15 protein-coding genes are annotated in these 15,110 nt (G+C 64.1%); 7 read left to right on the plus strand and 8 right to left on the minus strand.

Annotation, left to right across the window (positions count from 1 at the left end; all coding sequences use genetic code 11):
* Positions 1 to 128 precede the first annotated feature (128 nt).
* Positions 129 to 1,493 (minus strand): acetyl-CoA C-acetyltransferase, encoded by a 1,365-nt coding sequence (locus AB0H22_RS06925; RefSeq protein ID WP_219602600.1) that lies wholly within the window; start codon positions 1,491 to 1,493, stop codon positions 129 to 131.
* A 71-nt stretch (positions 1,494 to 1,564) separates the two neighbouring features.
* Here AB0H22_RS06925 and AB0H22_RS06930 point away from each other — a divergent pair, with 71 nt between their 5' ends.
* From AB0H22_RS06930 to AB0H22_RS06950, 5 genes are all read left to right on the plus strand, one after another.
* Entirely contained in the window at positions 1,565 to 2,923 is a 1,359-nt protein-coding gene (locus AB0H22_RS06930; protein WP_180749247.1) for a 3-oxoacyl-ACP reductase, read from the plus strand.
* A 4-nt stretch (positions 2,924 to 2,927) separates the two neighbouring features.
* Positions 2,928 to 3,770: a MaoC/PaaZ C-terminal domain-containing protein gene (locus AB0H22_RS06935; protein WP_180749248.1), complete on the plus strand. Its 843-nt coding sequence runs from the start codon at positions 2,928 to 2,930 to the stop codon at positions 3,768 to 3,770.
* A gap of 157 nt (positions 3,771 to 3,927) precedes the next feature.
* Complete coding sequence (locus AB0H22_RS06940; protein ID WP_358145663.1) at positions 3,928 to 4,488, plus strand: TIGR03086 family metal-binding protein; 561 nt, start codon at positions 3,928 to 3,930, stop codon at positions 4,486 to 4,488.
* A gap of 98 nt (positions 4,489 to 4,586) precedes the next feature.
* On the plus strand, positions 4,587 to 5,705 hold the full coding sequence (locus AB0H22_RS06945) for a sulfate ABC transporter substrate-binding protein (RefSeq protein ID WP_358145665.1): 1,119 nt from the start codon (positions 4,587 to 4,589) through the stop codon (positions 5,703 to 5,705).
* The gene (locus tag AB0H22_RS06950; protein ID WP_358145667.1) at positions 5,706 to 7,496 is read left to right on the plus strand and encodes a SulP family inorganic anion transporter; all 1,791 of its coding nucleotides are present in this window, start codon (positions 5,706 to 5,708) and stop codon (positions 7,494 to 7,496) included.
* Positions 7,497 to 7,500: 4 nt separating this feature from the next.
* Here AB0H22_RS06950 and AB0H22_RS06955 read toward each other — a convergent pair whose 3' ends face one another.
* Positions 7,501 to 8,142: a TetR/AcrR family transcriptional regulator gene (locus AB0H22_RS06955; RefSeq protein WP_180749252.1), complete on the minus strand. Its 642-nt coding sequence runs from the start codon at positions 8,140 to 8,142 to the stop codon at positions 7,501 to 7,503.
* Between the two features lie 176 nt (positions 8,143 to 8,318).
* Between AB0H22_RS06955 and AB0H22_RS06960 the strand changes: the two genes are divergently transcribed.
* On the plus strand, positions 8,319 to 9,206 hold the full coding sequence (locus AB0H22_RS06960; protein WP_180749253.1) for a TerC family protein: 888 nt from the start codon (positions 8,319 to 8,321) through the stop codon (positions 9,204 to 9,206).
* On the opposite strand, the gene AB0H22_RS06965 is transcribed toward AB0H22_RS06960, so the two are convergent.
* The 3 genes from AB0H22_RS06965 to AB0H22_RS06975 are packed head-to-tail and all read right to left on the minus strand — an operon-like array spanning position 9,203 to position 11,396.
* Positions 9,203 to 9,775, minus strand: a complete 573-nt coding sequence (locus AB0H22_RS06965) for a cytochrome P450 (RefSeq protein WP_358145670.1) — start codon at positions 9,773 to 9,775, stop codon at positions 9,203 to 9,205. The genes AB0H22_RS06960 and AB0H22_RS06965 overlap by 4 nt on opposite strands.
* Positions 9,684 to 10,499, minus strand: a complete 816-nt coding sequence (locus AB0H22_RS06970; protein WP_358145672.1) for a hypothetical protein — start codon at positions 10,497 to 10,499, stop codon at positions 9,684 to 9,686. Before AB0H22_RS06970 ends, AB0H22_RS06965 begins: the two co-directional genes overlap by 92 nt.
* A 6-nt stretch (positions 10,500 to 10,505) precedes the next feature.
* On the minus strand, positions 10,506 to 11,396 hold the full coding sequence (locus AB0H22_RS06975; protein WP_358145674.1) for a metal-dependent hydrolase: 891 nt from the start codon (positions 11,394 to 11,396) through the stop codon (positions 10,506 to 10,508).
* An 80-nt stretch (positions 11,397 to 11,476) separates the two neighbouring features.
* Here AB0H22_RS06975 and AB0H22_RS06980 point away from each other — a divergent pair, with 80 nt between their 5' ends.
* Positions 11,477 to 12,217, plus strand: coding sequence for a MerR family transcriptional regulator (locus AB0H22_RS06980; RefSeq protein WP_180749255.1), 741 nt, complete (start codon positions 11,477 to 11,479; stop codon positions 12,215 to 12,217).
* Between the two features lie 2 nt (positions 12,218 to 12,219).
* Here the strand turns inward: AB0H22_RS06980 and AB0H22_RS06985 are convergent, their stop codons facing one another.
* From AB0H22_RS06985 to AB0H22_RS06995, 3 genes are all read right to left on the minus strand, one after another.
* Positions 12,220 to 12,582: a YciI family protein gene (locus AB0H22_RS06985; protein WP_180749256.1), complete on the minus strand. Its 363-nt coding sequence runs from the start codon at positions 12,580 to 12,582 to the stop codon at positions 12,220 to 12,222.
* 1 nt (position 12,583) lies between these two features.
* Positions 12,584 to 12,940 (minus strand): YciI family protein, encoded by a 357-nt coding sequence (locus tag AB0H22_RS06990; protein WP_180749257.1) that lies wholly within the window; start codon positions 12,938 to 12,940, stop codon positions 12,584 to 12,586.
* Between the two features lie 134 nt (positions 12,941 to 13,074).
* Entirely contained in the window at positions 13,075 to 14,910 is a 1,836-nt protein-coding gene (locus tag AB0H22_RS06995; RefSeq protein WP_180749258.1) for a fatty acyl-AMP ligase, read from the minus strand.
* Between the last annotated feature and the right edge of the window lie 200 nt (positions 14,911 to 15,110).

Consider the following 15,110-nt stretch of genomic DNA (forward strand, 5'->3'; position numbering starts at 1 on the left):
TCGACACCTACTCCGGGAGCGTTACACACATTTCGAATATTTTTTGAACATGCCCCAAAAAAGACGAAACCCCCGGTCACAGGCATAGTGCCCGCAGCCGGGGGTCCCGGTAATGCCGTCTAGACCACTCAGGCTTCGAGGATGGCGGTCACACCCTGGCCACCCGCGGCGCAGACCGAGATGAGTCCGCGCACCGGCTTCCCGGTCTCGGCCTTCTTCTCGGCGAGCTGCTTGGCCAGCTGCGCCACGATGCGGCCACCGGTGGCCGCGAACGGGTGTCCGGCCGCCAGCGAGGAGCCGTTGACATTGAGCTTGGACCGGTCAATCGCACCGAGCGGAGCGTCCAGACCGAGGCGCTCCTTGCAGTAGTCAGCGGACTCCCACGCCTGCAGGGTCGCGAGGACCACCGAGGCGAAGGCCTCGTGGATCTCGTAGAAGTCGAAGTCCTGCAAGGTCAGACCGTTGCGAGCCAGCAGGCGCGGCACCGCGTAGGTCGGGGCCATCAGCAGACCGTCGGGGCCGTTGATGTAGTCCACCGCCGCGGTCTCGCCATCGACGAAGTAGGCCAGCACGGGGATGTTGTGCTCGGCAGCCCACTCCTCGCTGGACAGCAGCGCCACCGAGGCGCCGTCGGTCAGTGGGGTCGAGTTACCGGCGGTCATGGTGGCGTCGCCGTGCTTGACGCCGAAGACCGGCTTCAACGTCGCCAGCTTTTCCACGCTCGACTTGGGCCGCAGGTTGTCATCGCGGTACAGGCCCAGGAATGGGCTGATCAGGTCGTCGAAGAAACCGCGGTCGTAGGCGGCGGCCATCTTCTGGTGGCTGGCGGCGGCCAGGGCATCCTGCTCGGTGCGCTTGACGGCCATCTTCTTGGCGGTGATGGCGGCGTGCTCGCCCATGGACAGGCCCGTGCGCGGTTCGCCGTTCTGCGGGATGTCGACGCCGAGGGCAGCCGGCAACTTGCCAAGCAGCTTGAGCCGGGTCACGTTGTCCTTGGCGCGGCGGATCGCCAGCAGGGTGTGGCGAAGGTCATCGCCGAAGTTGATGGGCGCATCGGAGGTGGTGTCCACGCCACCGGCCAGCACAGACTCATAGCGGCCGAGGGCGATGCCGTCGGCACCGACGATGGCGGCCTGCAGACCCGTGCCACAAGCCTGCTGGAGGTCGAAGGCCTGGGTGTACGGCGACAGCGGACTGCCCAGCACCGACTCACGGGTGAGATTGAAATCACGGCTCAGTTTGAGGACTGCGCCGGCGATGACGGCGTCCAGACGCTCACCCTTGAGGTTGAAGCGGTCGGCGGCGCCGGTGATAGCGGCCGTCAGCATGTCCTGGTTAGAGGCATTCGCATAAGCGCCGTCCGAGCGTGCGAAGGGAATGCGGTTGCCGCCGAGAACCGCTACGCGGCGGCGGCCTTGCGACGCAGTTGACTTGCGTGTCGAGCTGGTTGCCACTTGTCTCTCCACTGTTAAGGGGGCAGGATTACCGAGCATTCTTACTCTGGAGTAAGTTCTTTGTCGAGTTCACCCTAGACCAATCACAGGCGACCACTAAGGAACGGCACATGTCCCCCAAGCTCACTGACGACCTCTATGCGCTGCTGGTCAACTCCGGGCCCGGCAACCTGCTCGCCGGTCGCCTGGGTATCCCTCAGCCCGAAAATCTGCGCCGCTACAGGAAGGGCCAGCCCGCACTGGCCGGTCCCGTGCTGATCGGCGGCGAGGGCCGCCTCGCCGAGCCGCTGCGCGCCGCCCTGGCCGAGGACTACGAGCTGGTCTCCAACAACCTCGGCGGCCGCTGGGCCGACAAGTTCGGCGCCCTGGTCTTCGACGCCACCGGCATCACCACCGCGGTCGAGCTCAAGGGCCTGCACGAGTTCTTCACCCCGCTGCTGCGCAATGTCGGCAAGTCGGGCCGCCTGCTGGTCATCGGCACCACCCCGGACAAGGCCGCCACCACCGACGAACGCATCGCCCAGCGCGCGCTGGAAGGCTTCACCCGCTCGCTGGCCAAGGAGTTCGGTAACGGCGCCACCGTGCAGCTGGTCTACGTGCACCCCGATGCCAAGGCCGGTGCGACGGGCCTGGAGTCGACCGTGCGCTTCATCCTGTCTGCCAAGTCCACCTATGTGGACGGCCAGGTGTTCTACGTGGGCGCCGACGACTCCACCGCGCCCGCCGATTGGGACAAGCCGCTGGCTGGCAAGGTCGCCATCGTCACCGGTGCCGCCCGCGGTATCGGTGAGACCATCGCCGAGGTGTTCGCCCGCGACGGCGCCGCCGTCGTCGCGATCGACATGCCGTCGGACGACCTCACTGCCGTCGCACAGAAGGTTGGCGGAACGTCGTTGGCGTTGGACGTCACCGCGGCCGACGCCGTCGACCAGATCACCGCGCACCTCAAGGAGCACCACGGCGGTAAGGCCGACATCCTGGTCAACAACGCCGGCATCACCCGCGACAAGCTGCTGGCCAACATGGACGACGCCCGCTGGGATTCCGTGATCGCCGTCAATCTGCTTGCTCCGCAGCGTCTTACCGAGGGCCTGATCGAGAACGGCACCATCGGCGACGGTGGACGCATCATCGGCCTGGCCTCCATCGCCGGCATCGCCGGTAACCGCGGACAGACCAACTACGGCGCCACCAAGGCCGGCATGATCGGTATCACCCAGGGGCTGGCCCCGTCGTTGGCAGAGAAGGGCATCACCATCAACGCCGTCGCACCGGGCTTCATCGAGACCAAGATGACGGCCGCCATCCCGCTGGCCAACCGCGAGGTCGGCCGCCGCATCAACTCGCTGAACCAGGGCGGCGAGCCGGTGGACGTCGCCGAGACCATCGCCTACTTCGCCAGCCCCGCGTCGAACGCGGTGACCGGTAACGTGGTTCGGGTCTGCGGCCAGTCCTGGCTGGGGGCGTAACAACATGACGCAACCCTCGGGCCTTCGCAATATGGCCATGGCCGCTGTCGGTGCACTGCCATTCATCCCGCGCCCGACAACCCTGCCCAGCAGGGCTGTTCGGACACACGGTGTGCGGATCGACCCCGCGCATGTCGCCGCCTATGCCAAGGTGACCGGCCTGAGTTTCACCGACAAAGTGCCGGTGACCTATCCGTTCGTGCTGCAGTTCCCCTCGGTGATGGAGTTGGTCACGGGATTCGACTTCCCATTCCCGGCGATCGGCACGGTGCACCTGGAGAACCACATCACCCAGCACCGCGCCATCACCGCGACCGACACCGTTGATATCGAGGTGCGCACACAGAACCTGCGCGAGCATCGCAAGGGTCTACTGGTGGACGTCCTCACCGATATCACCATCGGCACCGAGACGGTCTGGCAGCAGACCATGACGTTCCTGCGCCAGCAGCGCACCAGCTTGTCCGACGGGCCCAAGTCCGAACCGCCGAAGGCCGTCAAGCTGCCGCCGCCGAACTCGACGCTGCGGATCAGCGGTGGGCAGATTCGTCGGTACGCATCAGTCGGCGGCGACCACAACCCGATTCACACCTCGTCGATCGGCGCGAAGGTGCTGGGTTTCCCGAAGGCAATCGCTCACGGAATGTTCACCGCTGCAGCTGTTCTCGGGAACATCCAGGGCGAGATCCCCGATGCGGTGCGCTATGACATCAAGTTCGGCAAGCCGATCCTGCTGCCCGCCTCGGTGGGCGTGTGGATCGAGAAGGATGGCAACGGCTGGGATATTGCCGTTCGCAACCCGAAGAAGGGTGACCCGCACCTGAACGGAACCATCACCCCACTCTGATACCTGTACTTCTGGCGCGAGTGTGCGTCTACGCAGAGATTTCTCCGAGATCTTCTGCCTAGACGCACACTCGCGTTTTTTCATCCGATGAGATGTCGGATCCGGCATGGTCTATCCGTCTGATGGGTAGAGAGAATCCCTTGAGATTGGAGCCACCATGACCACATCACTGCTCGAGAACGTCGACGAAGCCCGCTCCGCCCTGTATGAGGTCGTCAGCCGACTCGCCGCGGCCGATAACGACAAACAGACCCCGAACGCCAAGTTCACGGTTGCACAGCTCACCGAACACCTGCAGAACTCAATCACACTGTTGGGCGGTGCCGCCGGTGCCGATATCGAGATCGCTTCCGAGGGTTCGGCCGCGGACCGCCTGCTTCCGCAGGCGCAGACAGCGGTCGATGCCTGGCAGCGTCGCGGCACCGCGGGGATGGTGACCATGCCGATCGGCGAATTCCCGGCTGAGGTGGCCGTGCGCATCCTCACCTCGGAGTTCCTCGTCCACGCCTGGGACTACGCCGTGTCCACCGGCCAAGATTTCGCACCCTCCGAGGCGCTTGCCACGAGCGCGCTGGAGTCGGTGCGGATGATCATTCAGCCTGAGAGGCGCGACGGGGACTTCTTCGCCGACGAGGTGTCCGTCTCGGACGACTCCCCGAACCTGGTGAAGCTCATCGCCTTCACCGGCCGCGACCCCGACTGGGCACCGGCAAGCTAACCCGAGTATTACTCACGCTGATCTCCACGGCTGTACTTCGGCGAATCGATCGTTACGATCGCTCGTCACTTGCCTGCAGCAAATTCGAGGAGTACGTCGTGTCAGCGGACGAAGCCCACCAAGAAGCACCACCTGTCGATTGGCGGGCGCTGCTGCGACAGCTCCCCTTGCTGAACATCCTCGGCGTGGTCGCCGTCCTGGTGGCGACGACCCTAGTGGTGGTCAAGAACCTGCCGGACCACAGCACCGACCGGCTATTCAATGTCTCCTACGACCCGACGCGTGAGCTCTACAACGTTCTCGACGGCACCTTCACCAAGCAGTACAAGGACAAGACCGGCAAGACGATCGAGATCAAGCGCACCAACGGCGGATCGGGACGGCAGGCCCGCAGCGTCCTGGACGGCAGCCAGCGCGCCGACGTGGTGTCGCTGGCATCCGTCAGTGATGTGGACACGCTGAGCCTGCGCGGGCTGATCGCGCCCAATTGGCGTCAACGACTGCCCAACAACTCCATTCCCTACACGTCGACGATCGTGTTCGTCGTCCGCAAGGGCAACCCGCACGGCATCCACGACTGGCCGGACCTGGCGAAAGAGAACGTCGCCGTCATCACGCCGAACCCCCGCACCTCCGGCAACGGACAGCTCTCCGTGCTCGCGGCATGGGGCTCGGTCGTGACGCGAGGCGGAACCGAGGCGGACGCGCGAACCTATCTCACGTCACTGTTCGGAAACGTCGCAGCACTCGACAGCGGAGCACGCGGAGCCACCAACACGTTCTCGGTTCAGAGACTCGGCGACGTGCATCTGACGTGGGAGAACGAGGCGATCAACGAGGTCGATGCCAACAAGGGCGAACTCGAGATCGTCTATCCGCCGGTGAGCATTCGCGCCGAGCCTGCGGTCGCCTGGGTGGACGCCAACCTGAACGATCCCAAGCGGACCGCGATTGCCAAGGCGTATCTGGAGTACCTCTTCACCGACGAGGCCCAGGAGGTCGCGGCGCAACGCGGCTACCGTCCGTTCAAGCCCGAAATCCTTGCCCGCCACGGTAATACACTGCCCGCGATAAACCTGTTCCCCATCACGGCGATCGCGTCCAGTTGGGATGACGCGCGCCAGAAGTTCTTCTCGGACAACGGAATCTACGAAACCATCCCGCGCACCGCCAACCGGGGCACCACCACCTTCGCCTCCGACAGACAAGGACGCTAGATGTCTTCGGCACTAGGAATATTCGAGAACTACGACGCCATCAAGGCCCGTCGCGACATCATTGCCGGTCTGACGGTGGCGGCGATATCGCTGCCCCAGGCCATGGCCTATGCGCTCATCGCTGGGGTCGATCCGAAATATGGTGTCTACTCCGCGATCGTGGTCGCGGCCATCGCATCGATATTCGGATCATCGTCCCATCTGATCAACGGACCCACCAGCGCGATCTCACTACTGGTGTTCAGCTCGCTGGCATTCCTGGACCCGGAGAACCGGACCGGACTGTTCGAAGCACTGTTCCTACTAGGCGTGCTGGTGGGTGCGATCCAGATCCTCATCGCGGTCTTCAAGCTCGGCGACCTCACCCGGTACATCTCCGAATCCGTCATCATCGGATTCATGGCAAGCGCCGCCCTGCTGCTGGCAATCGGCCAGATCGCCAACGCAATTGGTGTGCGGGACAAGGGAGACGGACACATGCAGGTGCTGCAGCGCGCCTGGCTCACCTTGTTCCACGGCGATGCCGTGAACTACCACGCGTTGGTCTTGAGCGCCTCGGCGGTGGTGTTGGCGGTGCTGCTGCGTCGACTGGTCCAGCGCTACGGCCTGCCGCAGATCGACATGCTGTTGGTGCTTGTCGTCACCGCCGTCATCGCCTACGCCTATGGCTGGACGGTGCCGGACGGCGCGGGGCATACCGATGTGAAGATCTCCGGCAAGATCCCCGCCAGCCTCCCGGAGTTCCACATTCCCGACGTCCAGGTGAGCACTCTCGGCGAGCTGTCCCATGGCGCGCTGGCCATCGCATTCATCGGTCTGATCGAGGCCTTGTCGATCGCCAAGGCCATCGCCCACCACACCGGGCAGCAGATCGACTACAACCGTCAGATCCTTGCCGAGGGCCTGGCCAATCTCGCCGGCGGCTTCTTCCAATGCCTGCCCGGTTCTGGTTCGTTGTCCCGCTCGGCCATCAACTACCAGTCCGGCGCCGCGACCAGGTTCTCCGGGATCGTCAGTGCGGCAACGGTAACCATCGCGCTGCTGCTCTTCGCACCGCTGCTCCGCTATATCCCGCAGGCTGCGCTGGCGGGCCTGCTGCTGGTAACGGCGGTGCGGCTGGTCGACTTCCGGCGGCTCAAGTACGCGGTGAAGGCGTCACGGTATGACGCCGGGCTGGTCATCATCACAGCGGTGGTCGGCGTGGCCGTCAATCTGGACACCGCGGTACTGGTTGGTGTGGTGCTGTCGGTCCTGCTGTTCGTACCGCGAGCAGCCAAACTCACGGCCGCCGAGCTCATCGTCACCGACGAGGGCGTCATCCGCGAGCGGATTCCCCAGGACGATGCAGCCGGCACGAGCGATCCCCACCACGCCGCTTCCCCCGTCATCTACGACCTGGAAGGGGAGCTGTTCTTCGGCGCGGCACCGGAACTCGACCGCTATCTCGACGCGCTGCACACCAGGATCCGCGACGAGAATCTGAAGGTCGCGATCCTGAGATTGAAACGGGTGCGCCACCCTGATGTCGTCTGCATCGAACGTCTCGAACACTTCATCAGGGAGCAGCAGGAGCGCGGCGTGACCATCCTGCTCGCCGGGGTACGTCCGGATTCACTTGCCTTGCTGCACAACATCGGATTCACGGAATGGCTCCCGGCAGAGCAGGTTTTCCCGGAGGAGGACCAGGAATTCTCGGCGACGCTGAAGGCCGTTCGGTACGCACAGACCCGGTTGGATGAAGCACCTTCGGCCCCGACGACGAACCAGGAAAAGCTTTACTACCTGGTGTGACGCCTTAGGCGCGTTTGGCCACCTGGGGGTCCCTGCCGCTCGCGGGGGCCTCGTCCCGGGGACGGCCGCGCAGACCGCGCCAACCCAGGTTGAGCAGGGTGTCCTTGGCGTCCTCGACCTTGATATCACCGGTCGCGACCCGGGACGCCACGGCCTCGCCACCGCCGACGAGGGCAACGGCCATGGCGTCGTAATCGGTGTCGGGGTCGATCTCCGGCGAGGCGGCCTTGATCAGCCGCGCGACCAGTTCGATGATGCGGTCGCGTCCCTCACGCACCTGCTTGGCGAAAAGCTGTGTGCTAGTGGCCTGCCCGTAGATGACGATCCAGGAGGCCCGGTGGGTGTCGACGTAGTTCAGGAACGATACGACCGTGGTGCTCAGCACATCTCGAGGCGATTTGGTGAGGTCGATATCGCCGCGCACCGCCTCGACGAACCGGCCGAGTTCGCGGCGCAGGCACGCGACGAAGAGGTCTTCCTTGGAGCCGTAATACAGATAGAGCATCGGTTTGGAGATCTTGGCGGCCGCGGCGATGGCGTCCATCGAGGTGTCCCGGAAGCCGTTGAGCGCGAATTCCTGCACAGCGGCATCCAGCATCTGCTGCTCCCGGACGGCACGGGGCAGCCGCTTGGTACCACCGGCCATGCATGCCTCCGAGGTTGGGACGTCCACGCGAACTTACTCCAGAGTAAGCTACTGAGTGGTTCGACTATTGCATACACCCGGGAAACCGTGGGCAAGAAGAAGAGTTTCTTTCTCCGACCGCAGGGTAGCGCGCAAACGTCACTATCCAGATACCCCCACCCCGTACGATCCTGCGCGTGGACTTCACTCTTGCGCTGACACCCGACCTGGTGGCCGTCTTCCTCACCCTGTTCGTCCTGGAAGTAGTGCTCGGTATCGACAACGTCATCTTCATCTCGATCCTCGCCAGCAAGCTGCCCAGCGGCCAGCAGGCACGGGCGCGCAATCTGGGCCTCACCCTGGCCATGGTGATGCGCGTTGGCTTGGTGTTCCTGGCCGGCTGGATCATCACACTCAAGGAGGACGTTCTCGAACTGTTCGGCCATGGGTTCTCGGTCAAGGACTTCATCCTGATCGCAGGCGGATTGTTCCTGGTGTACAAGGCCGTTCACGAAATACATCTCAAGCTCGAAGGCTCGGGAGACGAGAGCGAATCATCCGCGGGGGCAGCGACATTCAAATCCGTCCTGGTTCAGATCCTGCTGCTGGACCTGGTGTTCTCTCTCGATTCGGTGATCACCGCCGTGGGCATGACGAGCAATATGATCGTCATCGTCACCGTCGTGGTGCTCTCCTTCGCGATCATGCTGTTCGCATCCCGCTTCGTCTTTGCGTTCGTGAATCGGCATCCGACGGTCAAAATGCTCGCGCTGTCCTTCCTCCTGCTCATCGGCGTCTTCCTCATCGCCGACGGATTCGGCGTCAAGATCGACAAGGCGATGATCTATGGCCCGATGGCGTTCGCGATCCTCGTCGAGGCACTCAACCTGCTTGCCGCGGCACGGAAGGCCCGGCAAGGCAACACGACTCATCAGCCCGTTGCCCTGCGGCCCAGTTATCCGGGTGTCGACGAGTCCGTCGCGATAGCGGCGGCCACGTCCACCAGCCCGGAGGCCGGTTCAGTGGGCCTGTCCCGTAAGCCGGTGGACGGAAAGGGAGGCGATACCCGCGCCGGCCTCGGCTAGCGCGGCACGAGCCGAACGCGCAGCTCTTCGAGGCCCCGCAGCGAGCTGTTGGTCGTCCACCGCGGCGTGCCGTCGATCTCGATCCGATCGACACGATTGACGAGCTCTCGAAGTACCGCCTGTCCCTCCATCCGAGCCAAACCCGCACCCAGGCACAGGTGTATCCCCGACCCGAAGGCCACATGGTGACTGACCGCACGGGCAGCGAGAAATCGGTCGGGATCATCGAATTCGCGCGGATCGCGGTTGGCCCCGCCCCACAACAGCGCCACCCGCGCACCGGCGGGGATCACCACATCCCCGACGGGGTAGTCCGCCGCTGCGGTGCGGTAGAAGTTCTGAATCGGCGACGAGTAACGCAGCTGTTCCTCCACGGCGCCGGGGAGTAGCCGCGGGGCGGACCTGATGAGCCCGAACTGGTCCGGGTTCTCCGACATCGTCAGAAACATGGTGCTCAGTAGGTTGGTAGTGGTCTCGTTACCGGCTAGCAAGAGTAGTAACGCGAAGTAGAACAGCTCGTCGTGGCTGATCTCCCCCTCGCCCGCATTCGCAACGAGCCTGCCAAGCACGGTGTCGGGACCCCAGCAGATTTCCCTTGCCGAGCTGAGTCATGAAGTAATCGTGCAGATGCCGAACCCCGTTGAGCGTCCCCGGAACCTGCCTCAGCCCCTTGGCACTGAACTCAACGTTGGCGACGCGTACCGACTCGTTGGACCAATGGCGGAAGAACGCCTCATCCTCCGGCGGAATGCCGAGAATGTGCGCGATCATCCGCATGGGCAACGGAACTGCAAGGTGTTCAACAACATCCGCGCCGGGGTTGCCGAGGAGCCCGGTCACCAGCTCTGCAGCCAGCCGGTCGACGGTCGGCGCCCAACCCTCGAGAGCTCCGCGAGTAAACCCGGGCAGCGCCTTGCGGCGCAGTTCGGTATGCCGCGGCCGGTCCATGTTGAGCAGTATCGGCACCTCGAATCTGGCCCGCACCACGCCATCCCGGTTGGACAGCAACGCGTCATTGCGTGCAGCCGCCCGCACATCCTCGTAGCGACACAGAATGAAGATGTTGCGCTTCCGGTTGTAGTGGACTCGTCCGCCGGTGAGCAGGCGCCGATATCCGGGGTAAGGATTGGCTGCGGTCTCCGGATCCATGGGATCGAAGTCGGTCTCCTGCGCGCCCGGGAACATGCGGCTGGACACCTTGGCCCGAAGTTCGGTCCCCGCATTGGTGATTAGGGACCGCACAACGGGTTTGGTAGTCGTATAGACCAGCCGGGCGTCATGCCTGAGTGTCATGGCGCGCTACTTAAGGTGACCGACAAGTTCGCCGTCGGTCCCGAAGAGCCTGCCCTGCCACTGTGCCATCAGGGCAGTGGTGTCGATGTCATCGGGATGAAAACCTTTGCGCTTGTATGGCTTCATCGCAGAGTAGAAGCCACGGAAGAGCGGCCCCCGAACCATCCTCACCGTCTCGCGGAGCACTCGCACCGGCTGGCGCCGGGCCGTCTCGTCAGTTGTCGCGATGGACACCCAGCTGCCCAGCACGATGAACGGCAGGGCGATATTGGAGAGCAGGTGCATCATGCCTATGCGCATGCGCTCGGAGCCACCGACGGCTTGGTAGACGTCGAAGGCCACCGATTTGTGCTCCAGTTCCTCGATGGCGTGCCAGTTCAGCAGGTTCTTGATCTCCGGGTCCGACATCATGGCCTGAAGCTTCGGGCGGCCCAGCACGTGCTCGGCCAGCACCGCGGTGAAGTGTTCGGCCCCGGCAGTGAAGGCCAGCAGCAGATGCCGTATCAGCCGCAGCCGATCGGGGTCCGGGAACTGCGCGTCAAGGAAGTCCTCGGTTCGCTCTGTGCTGTCCAGCAGAAAGTCGAACCACGCTGTGGGGTAACCCATCCCGGAAAGCTGCTCGTTGAGCTCACGGTGATGCAGCCCGTGCGTCATCTCCTGGCCGATGAATCCGGCCACCCGCTTCTTGAGGTCCGGATCGGTGATCTTGTCGCGGTACCGGCGCACTGACCGCACAAAGATGTCCTCCCCCGGCGGGAACACGGCCGACAGGAAGGCCACGGCATGACTGAAGACCATGTCATCGTTCGCGAAATACCGCTTCGCGGACTCCGACTCATCGAAGCGGAAGGCAATCCGCCGGGTCTTCGGGTAGCTCGTCTGGGCAGCGACGGTCATGGGAATCCTCTCCGTTGACGTTCCGGACATAAACGTAACGGAAGTTTCCGTAACGGACAATGGGGTAATCTTTTCCCCTGATGGACCTGACGATCGACCAGCTGGCGCAGCGCGTGGCGATGACCGCGCGCAATATCCGCGAGTGGCAGACGCTCGGGCTGGTGCCCCCGCCGGAAAAACGCGGCCGCGTCGGCATCTACTCCGACGAGCACGTCGCGATCATCAACCACGTCAAAACCCTTAAATCCCAGGGTTTTCCGCTGGACGTAATCCGTCGGGTCATCGACTCGGGCGGCGGCTCGGAGGACAGCGTCCGCAAGATGGTCACCGAGGCCCTCAGCCCATTCGCGACCGGAGAGCCGGTGGTCACGCCCCGAGAGGAGCTGGTGATGTGGGTCGGCGAGGGTGCCGATACGGCGCTGATCGCCGCGGGGCTGGCCTCCGACGTAGACGAGAAAACAGTCTCGGTCCGCGACGCGGAGACCCTCGATGCCGTCCGGCTACTAGCGGCAGCCGGAATGTCCCTGGCCCGCATGTCCGAAACACTCCGTGAGGTCGACCGGCTGCAACACCAGATTGCGCAACTGCTGCTCGGCGCCTATGTGGCCGACGTGTGGCAGCCTTTCGCCGAGTCCGGCTACACCTCCGGGAACTGGGAAAAGATCGCCGAAAATGCCGCGCAGGCAAAACAATTGACTGTCACGCTCGCCTCGCGAATGCTGGCCAGGGCGCTGGACGACACGGTCGACCCGATTCTTCTGCAACAGGCCAAAGAGGCCGAAGCGGTACTGGAAAACAACCGCCCGGCCTCGTCGGCCTAGCCTCAGTCGACCTCGCCGCAGCCCCGGTCCAAGCCACGGACCTCGATGGGGCACCACACAGCGCGGGACACCTCGGCGGCCCATCGCTGCGCCTCAGCCAGGGTAGGCACATCGATAATGCTGAACCCGCCGAGTTGTTCCTTGGTTTCGCAATACGGCCCGTCGGTGGCCGTATGCCCACCGGCGTTGGCGGTCACCATGGTGGCGGTATCGGCAGGTTGCAGTCCCGCCGCGAACAGCCACACCCCCGCCTCCTGCATACGGCGGGTGACGGCCTGCACGTCCACAGCGATCGTTTCCAGCGCGGATTCGTCGGGCGGCACCGAGCCTGGTGCATAAACGAGCGACAGCAGGTAGCGGCTCATCTCATGCCTCCTCGTCATGGAAGGGACGTACCTCGACAGGCTCCCCGCACGCCTCCGACCCCTCGGCTGCCCACTTGAGGGCGGCGTCGAGGTCCGGGACGTTGATGATCCAGAAGCCACCGAGATGTTCCTTGGTCTCCAGGTACGGCCCATCAGTGGTGGTCACCTTGCCACCCACACTGCGGACCACCGTTGCGTCCGAGGGTTCGGTCAGCCCGTTGGCGAACACCCAGACACCGGCCGCCTGCAGCTTCTCGTTGAACACACCGGTCTGGGCATACATCCGCTGTGCGTCCTCATCACTCCACCGGGTCGCGTTATCTCGGTAGCTGTGGACGGTGAGCAGGTATTGCTTCATGGCGTCTCCTATCTGTTGGCGGGCGCCCCGTCGGCTTGCCCTTCAACCTCACCACGAATAGACCTCCCCCGAATCGACACCTCATCGAAAAATCGGCAAGAGATCGCCGGAAGACCTCGCTGCTGCCAGCCGATCTACGAGCCGTGCGTCCCGATTTTGTTGTCCAGGTACTCCTGGCGGCAGGCGCGGCGGGCGATTTTTCCGCTGGAGGTACGGGGGATAGCACCGGCCGGGACCAGTTGGACATCGGCGATGGGCAAGGTGTGCCGACGAGAAACGGCAGCCCGGATAGCGACGATGACGGGCCCGGGTTCGGCCCGGCCGGCACCCGCAGCCCGTTCGGCGACGATGACCAGCTTCTCGGCGAACCCATCTCCCGCGTCGAAGCCCGCAGGCACCGAGAACGCCGCCACGAAACCGCGCCGCACCGCTGGGGAGGCTTCTTCGACGGTGGCTTCGATGTCCTGGGGGTAGTGGTTACGGCCGTCCACGATCACCAGATCCTTGACCCGCCCGGTGATGTACAGCTCACCGTCCACATAGACGCCGAGGTCGCCCGTGCGGAACCAGCTGGCCCCCGGTTCGGTGCCGTCCGCGTGGCTGCCCTCGTCCAGCCGTGCCTGCAGCTTGTTACGAAACGAGAGGTCGGTCTCCTCCGGGCGGCCCCAGTACCCACGCCCGATGTTGTTGCCGTGTAACCAGATTTCGCCGACCTGTCCGTCGGGTAGTTCGCTGTCGGCGTTCGGGTGGACGATGACCGCCCACTGGCTGCGCGCGATCTGCCCACAGGACACCTGCGGCACTGCATTCGCGTCAGCGGCATCCACCCGGGCGGCGTGACCGGCGCCCAACTGCTCACGATCCATATAGATGACCGAGGGTTCCGCGTCGGGGGCGATGGAGGAGACGAACAGCGTCGCCTCGGCCATGCCATAGGAGGGCTTGATCGCGGTGGGCGGCAGTCCATATGGGCCAAAAGCCTCGTTGAACTTACGGATCGAGGAGATACTCACCGGCTCGGAACCGTTGATCAGCCCGGCCACATTGCTCAGGTCCAGGGTTTGGTCGTCCTTGGGCAGACCCCGCTCGGCGGCGAGCTCGAAGGCGAAGTTGGGCGCGGCACCGAAGGTGCGGCCCAGATGGGCTGCGGCCGCTAGCTCTTGGATCCAGCGGCCGGGCCGGCGCACAAACGACATCGGGGACATCAGCGTCATCCGGCCGCCGCACAGCGGGAACATGAGCATCAGCAGGCCCATATCGTGGTACAGCGGCAGCCAGCTCGCTCCCCGGACATCCACATCCAGGCCGACCGAGATGACCATCTGCAGCACGTTGGTCATCACCGCGCGATGGGTGATTTCCACCCCGGCAGGCACCCGCGTAGATCCCGATGTGTACTGCAAGTACGCGATGTCATCGGTATCCGGCGTCACCGGGACATACGTTGCACCCACCGAATCGGGCACGCCATCCACCGCGACAATCCGGGGGCGGCGCTCGCGCGGCAGCCTGCGCACGAAGCTGCTGACCGATTCGGCGGCCGCCTCGTTGGTCAGCACAACCGTCGGCTGGGCATCGGTGAGCACCGCGTCGAGCCGCTCGGTGTGGCCGGGAAGCTCCGGGGCAAAGAGGGGTACTGCAATGTTCCCGGCCTCGATAGCGGCGAAGAAGCCGATCACATAGTCAAGGCCCTGCGGGGCCAGAATCGCGACCCGATCACCCGGCTTGGTCACTTGCTGCAGCCTCGCCGCGACCGCGCGGGAGCGGGCACGAAGCTGCGGCCAGTTCAGGTCGTTCGGTTCGCCGTCAGGGTCGTTGCTGAAATCCACGTAACGGTAGGCAAAAGTGTCGTGTTCCCCGTCAACAGCGCACTCGAGATAGTGGTTGACGGTATAGCCATCCGGTAAGGAGATAGCGCCCGTCTCGTCCAGATACTCCTCGACACGCAACCCTGCCACTAGTGACTTCATCGCAACCTCCGCGTAGCCGTAACTACGATGGCCGGTCAAACAAGCAGCAATGAATCATTGCATCACGGTTTGCTACGGTCCCGACCGAACGCAGATGGTACGTGACGTACCAGTGCTAAACGGTACTAGAAGTCTCATTAGGAAGCCGTGCAGAGAGGGGCCTTGGAGCAAATTGTTCACTGTGCCCTTAAACACCTCGG

Origin of the sequence: Mycobacterium sp. NPDC050853 (genome assembly GCF_040653875.1) — a bacterium.
Lineage (GTDB): Bacteria > Actinomycetota > Actinomycetes > Mycobacteriales > Mycobacteriaceae > Mycobacterium.

Bases quoted from the DNA above. Each gene is read 5' to 3' on its own strand.
- AB0H22_RS06925 (WP_219602600.1), bottom strand. From the start codon at position 1,493: ATGCTCGGTAATCCTGCCCCCTTAACAGTGGAGAGACAAGTGGCAACC.
- AB0H22_RS06930 (WP_180749247.1), top strand. From the start codon at position 1,565: ATGTCCCCCAAGCTCACTGACGACCTCTATGCGCTGCTGGTCAACTCC.
- AB0H22_RS06935 (WP_180749248.1), top strand. From the start codon at position 2,928: ATGACGCAACCCTCGGGCCTTCGCAATATGGCCATGGCCGCTGTCGGT.
- AB0H22_RS06940 (WP_358145663.1), top strand. From the start codon at position 3,928: ATGACCACATCACTGCTCGAGAACGTCGACGAAGCCCGCTCCGCCCTG.
- AB0H22_RS06950 (WP_358145667.1), top strand. From the start codon at position 5,706: ATGTCTTCGGCACTAGGAATATTCGAGAACTACGACGCCATCAAGGCC.
- AB0H22_RS06955 (WP_180749252.1), bottom strand. From the start codon at position 8,142: ATGGCCGGTGGTACCAAGCGGCTGCCCCGTGCCGTCCGGGAGCAGCAG.
- AB0H22_RS06970 (WP_358145672.1), bottom strand. From the start codon at position 10,499: ATGACACTCAGGCATGACGCCCGGCTGGTCTATACGACTACCAAACCC.
- AB0H22_RS06975 (WP_358145674.1), bottom strand. From the start codon at position 11,396: ATGACCGTCGCTGCCCAGACGAGCTACCCGAAGACCCGGCGGATTGCC.
- AB0H22_RS06980 (WP_180749255.1), top strand. From the start codon at position 11,477: ATGGACCTGACGATCGACCAGCTGGCGCAGCGCGTGGCGATGACCGCG.
- AB0H22_RS06985 (WP_180749256.1), bottom strand. From the start codon at position 12,582: ATGAGCCGCTACCTGCTGTCGCTCGTTTATGCACCAGGCTCGGTGCCG.
- AB0H22_RS06990 (WP_180749257.1), bottom strand. From the start codon at position 12,940: ATGAAGCAATACCTGCTCACCGTCCACAGCTACCGAGATAACGCGACC.
- AB0H22_RS06995 (WP_180749258.1), bottom strand. From the start codon at position 14,910: ATGAAGTCACTAGTGGCAGGGTTGCGTGTCGAGGAGTATCTGGACGAG.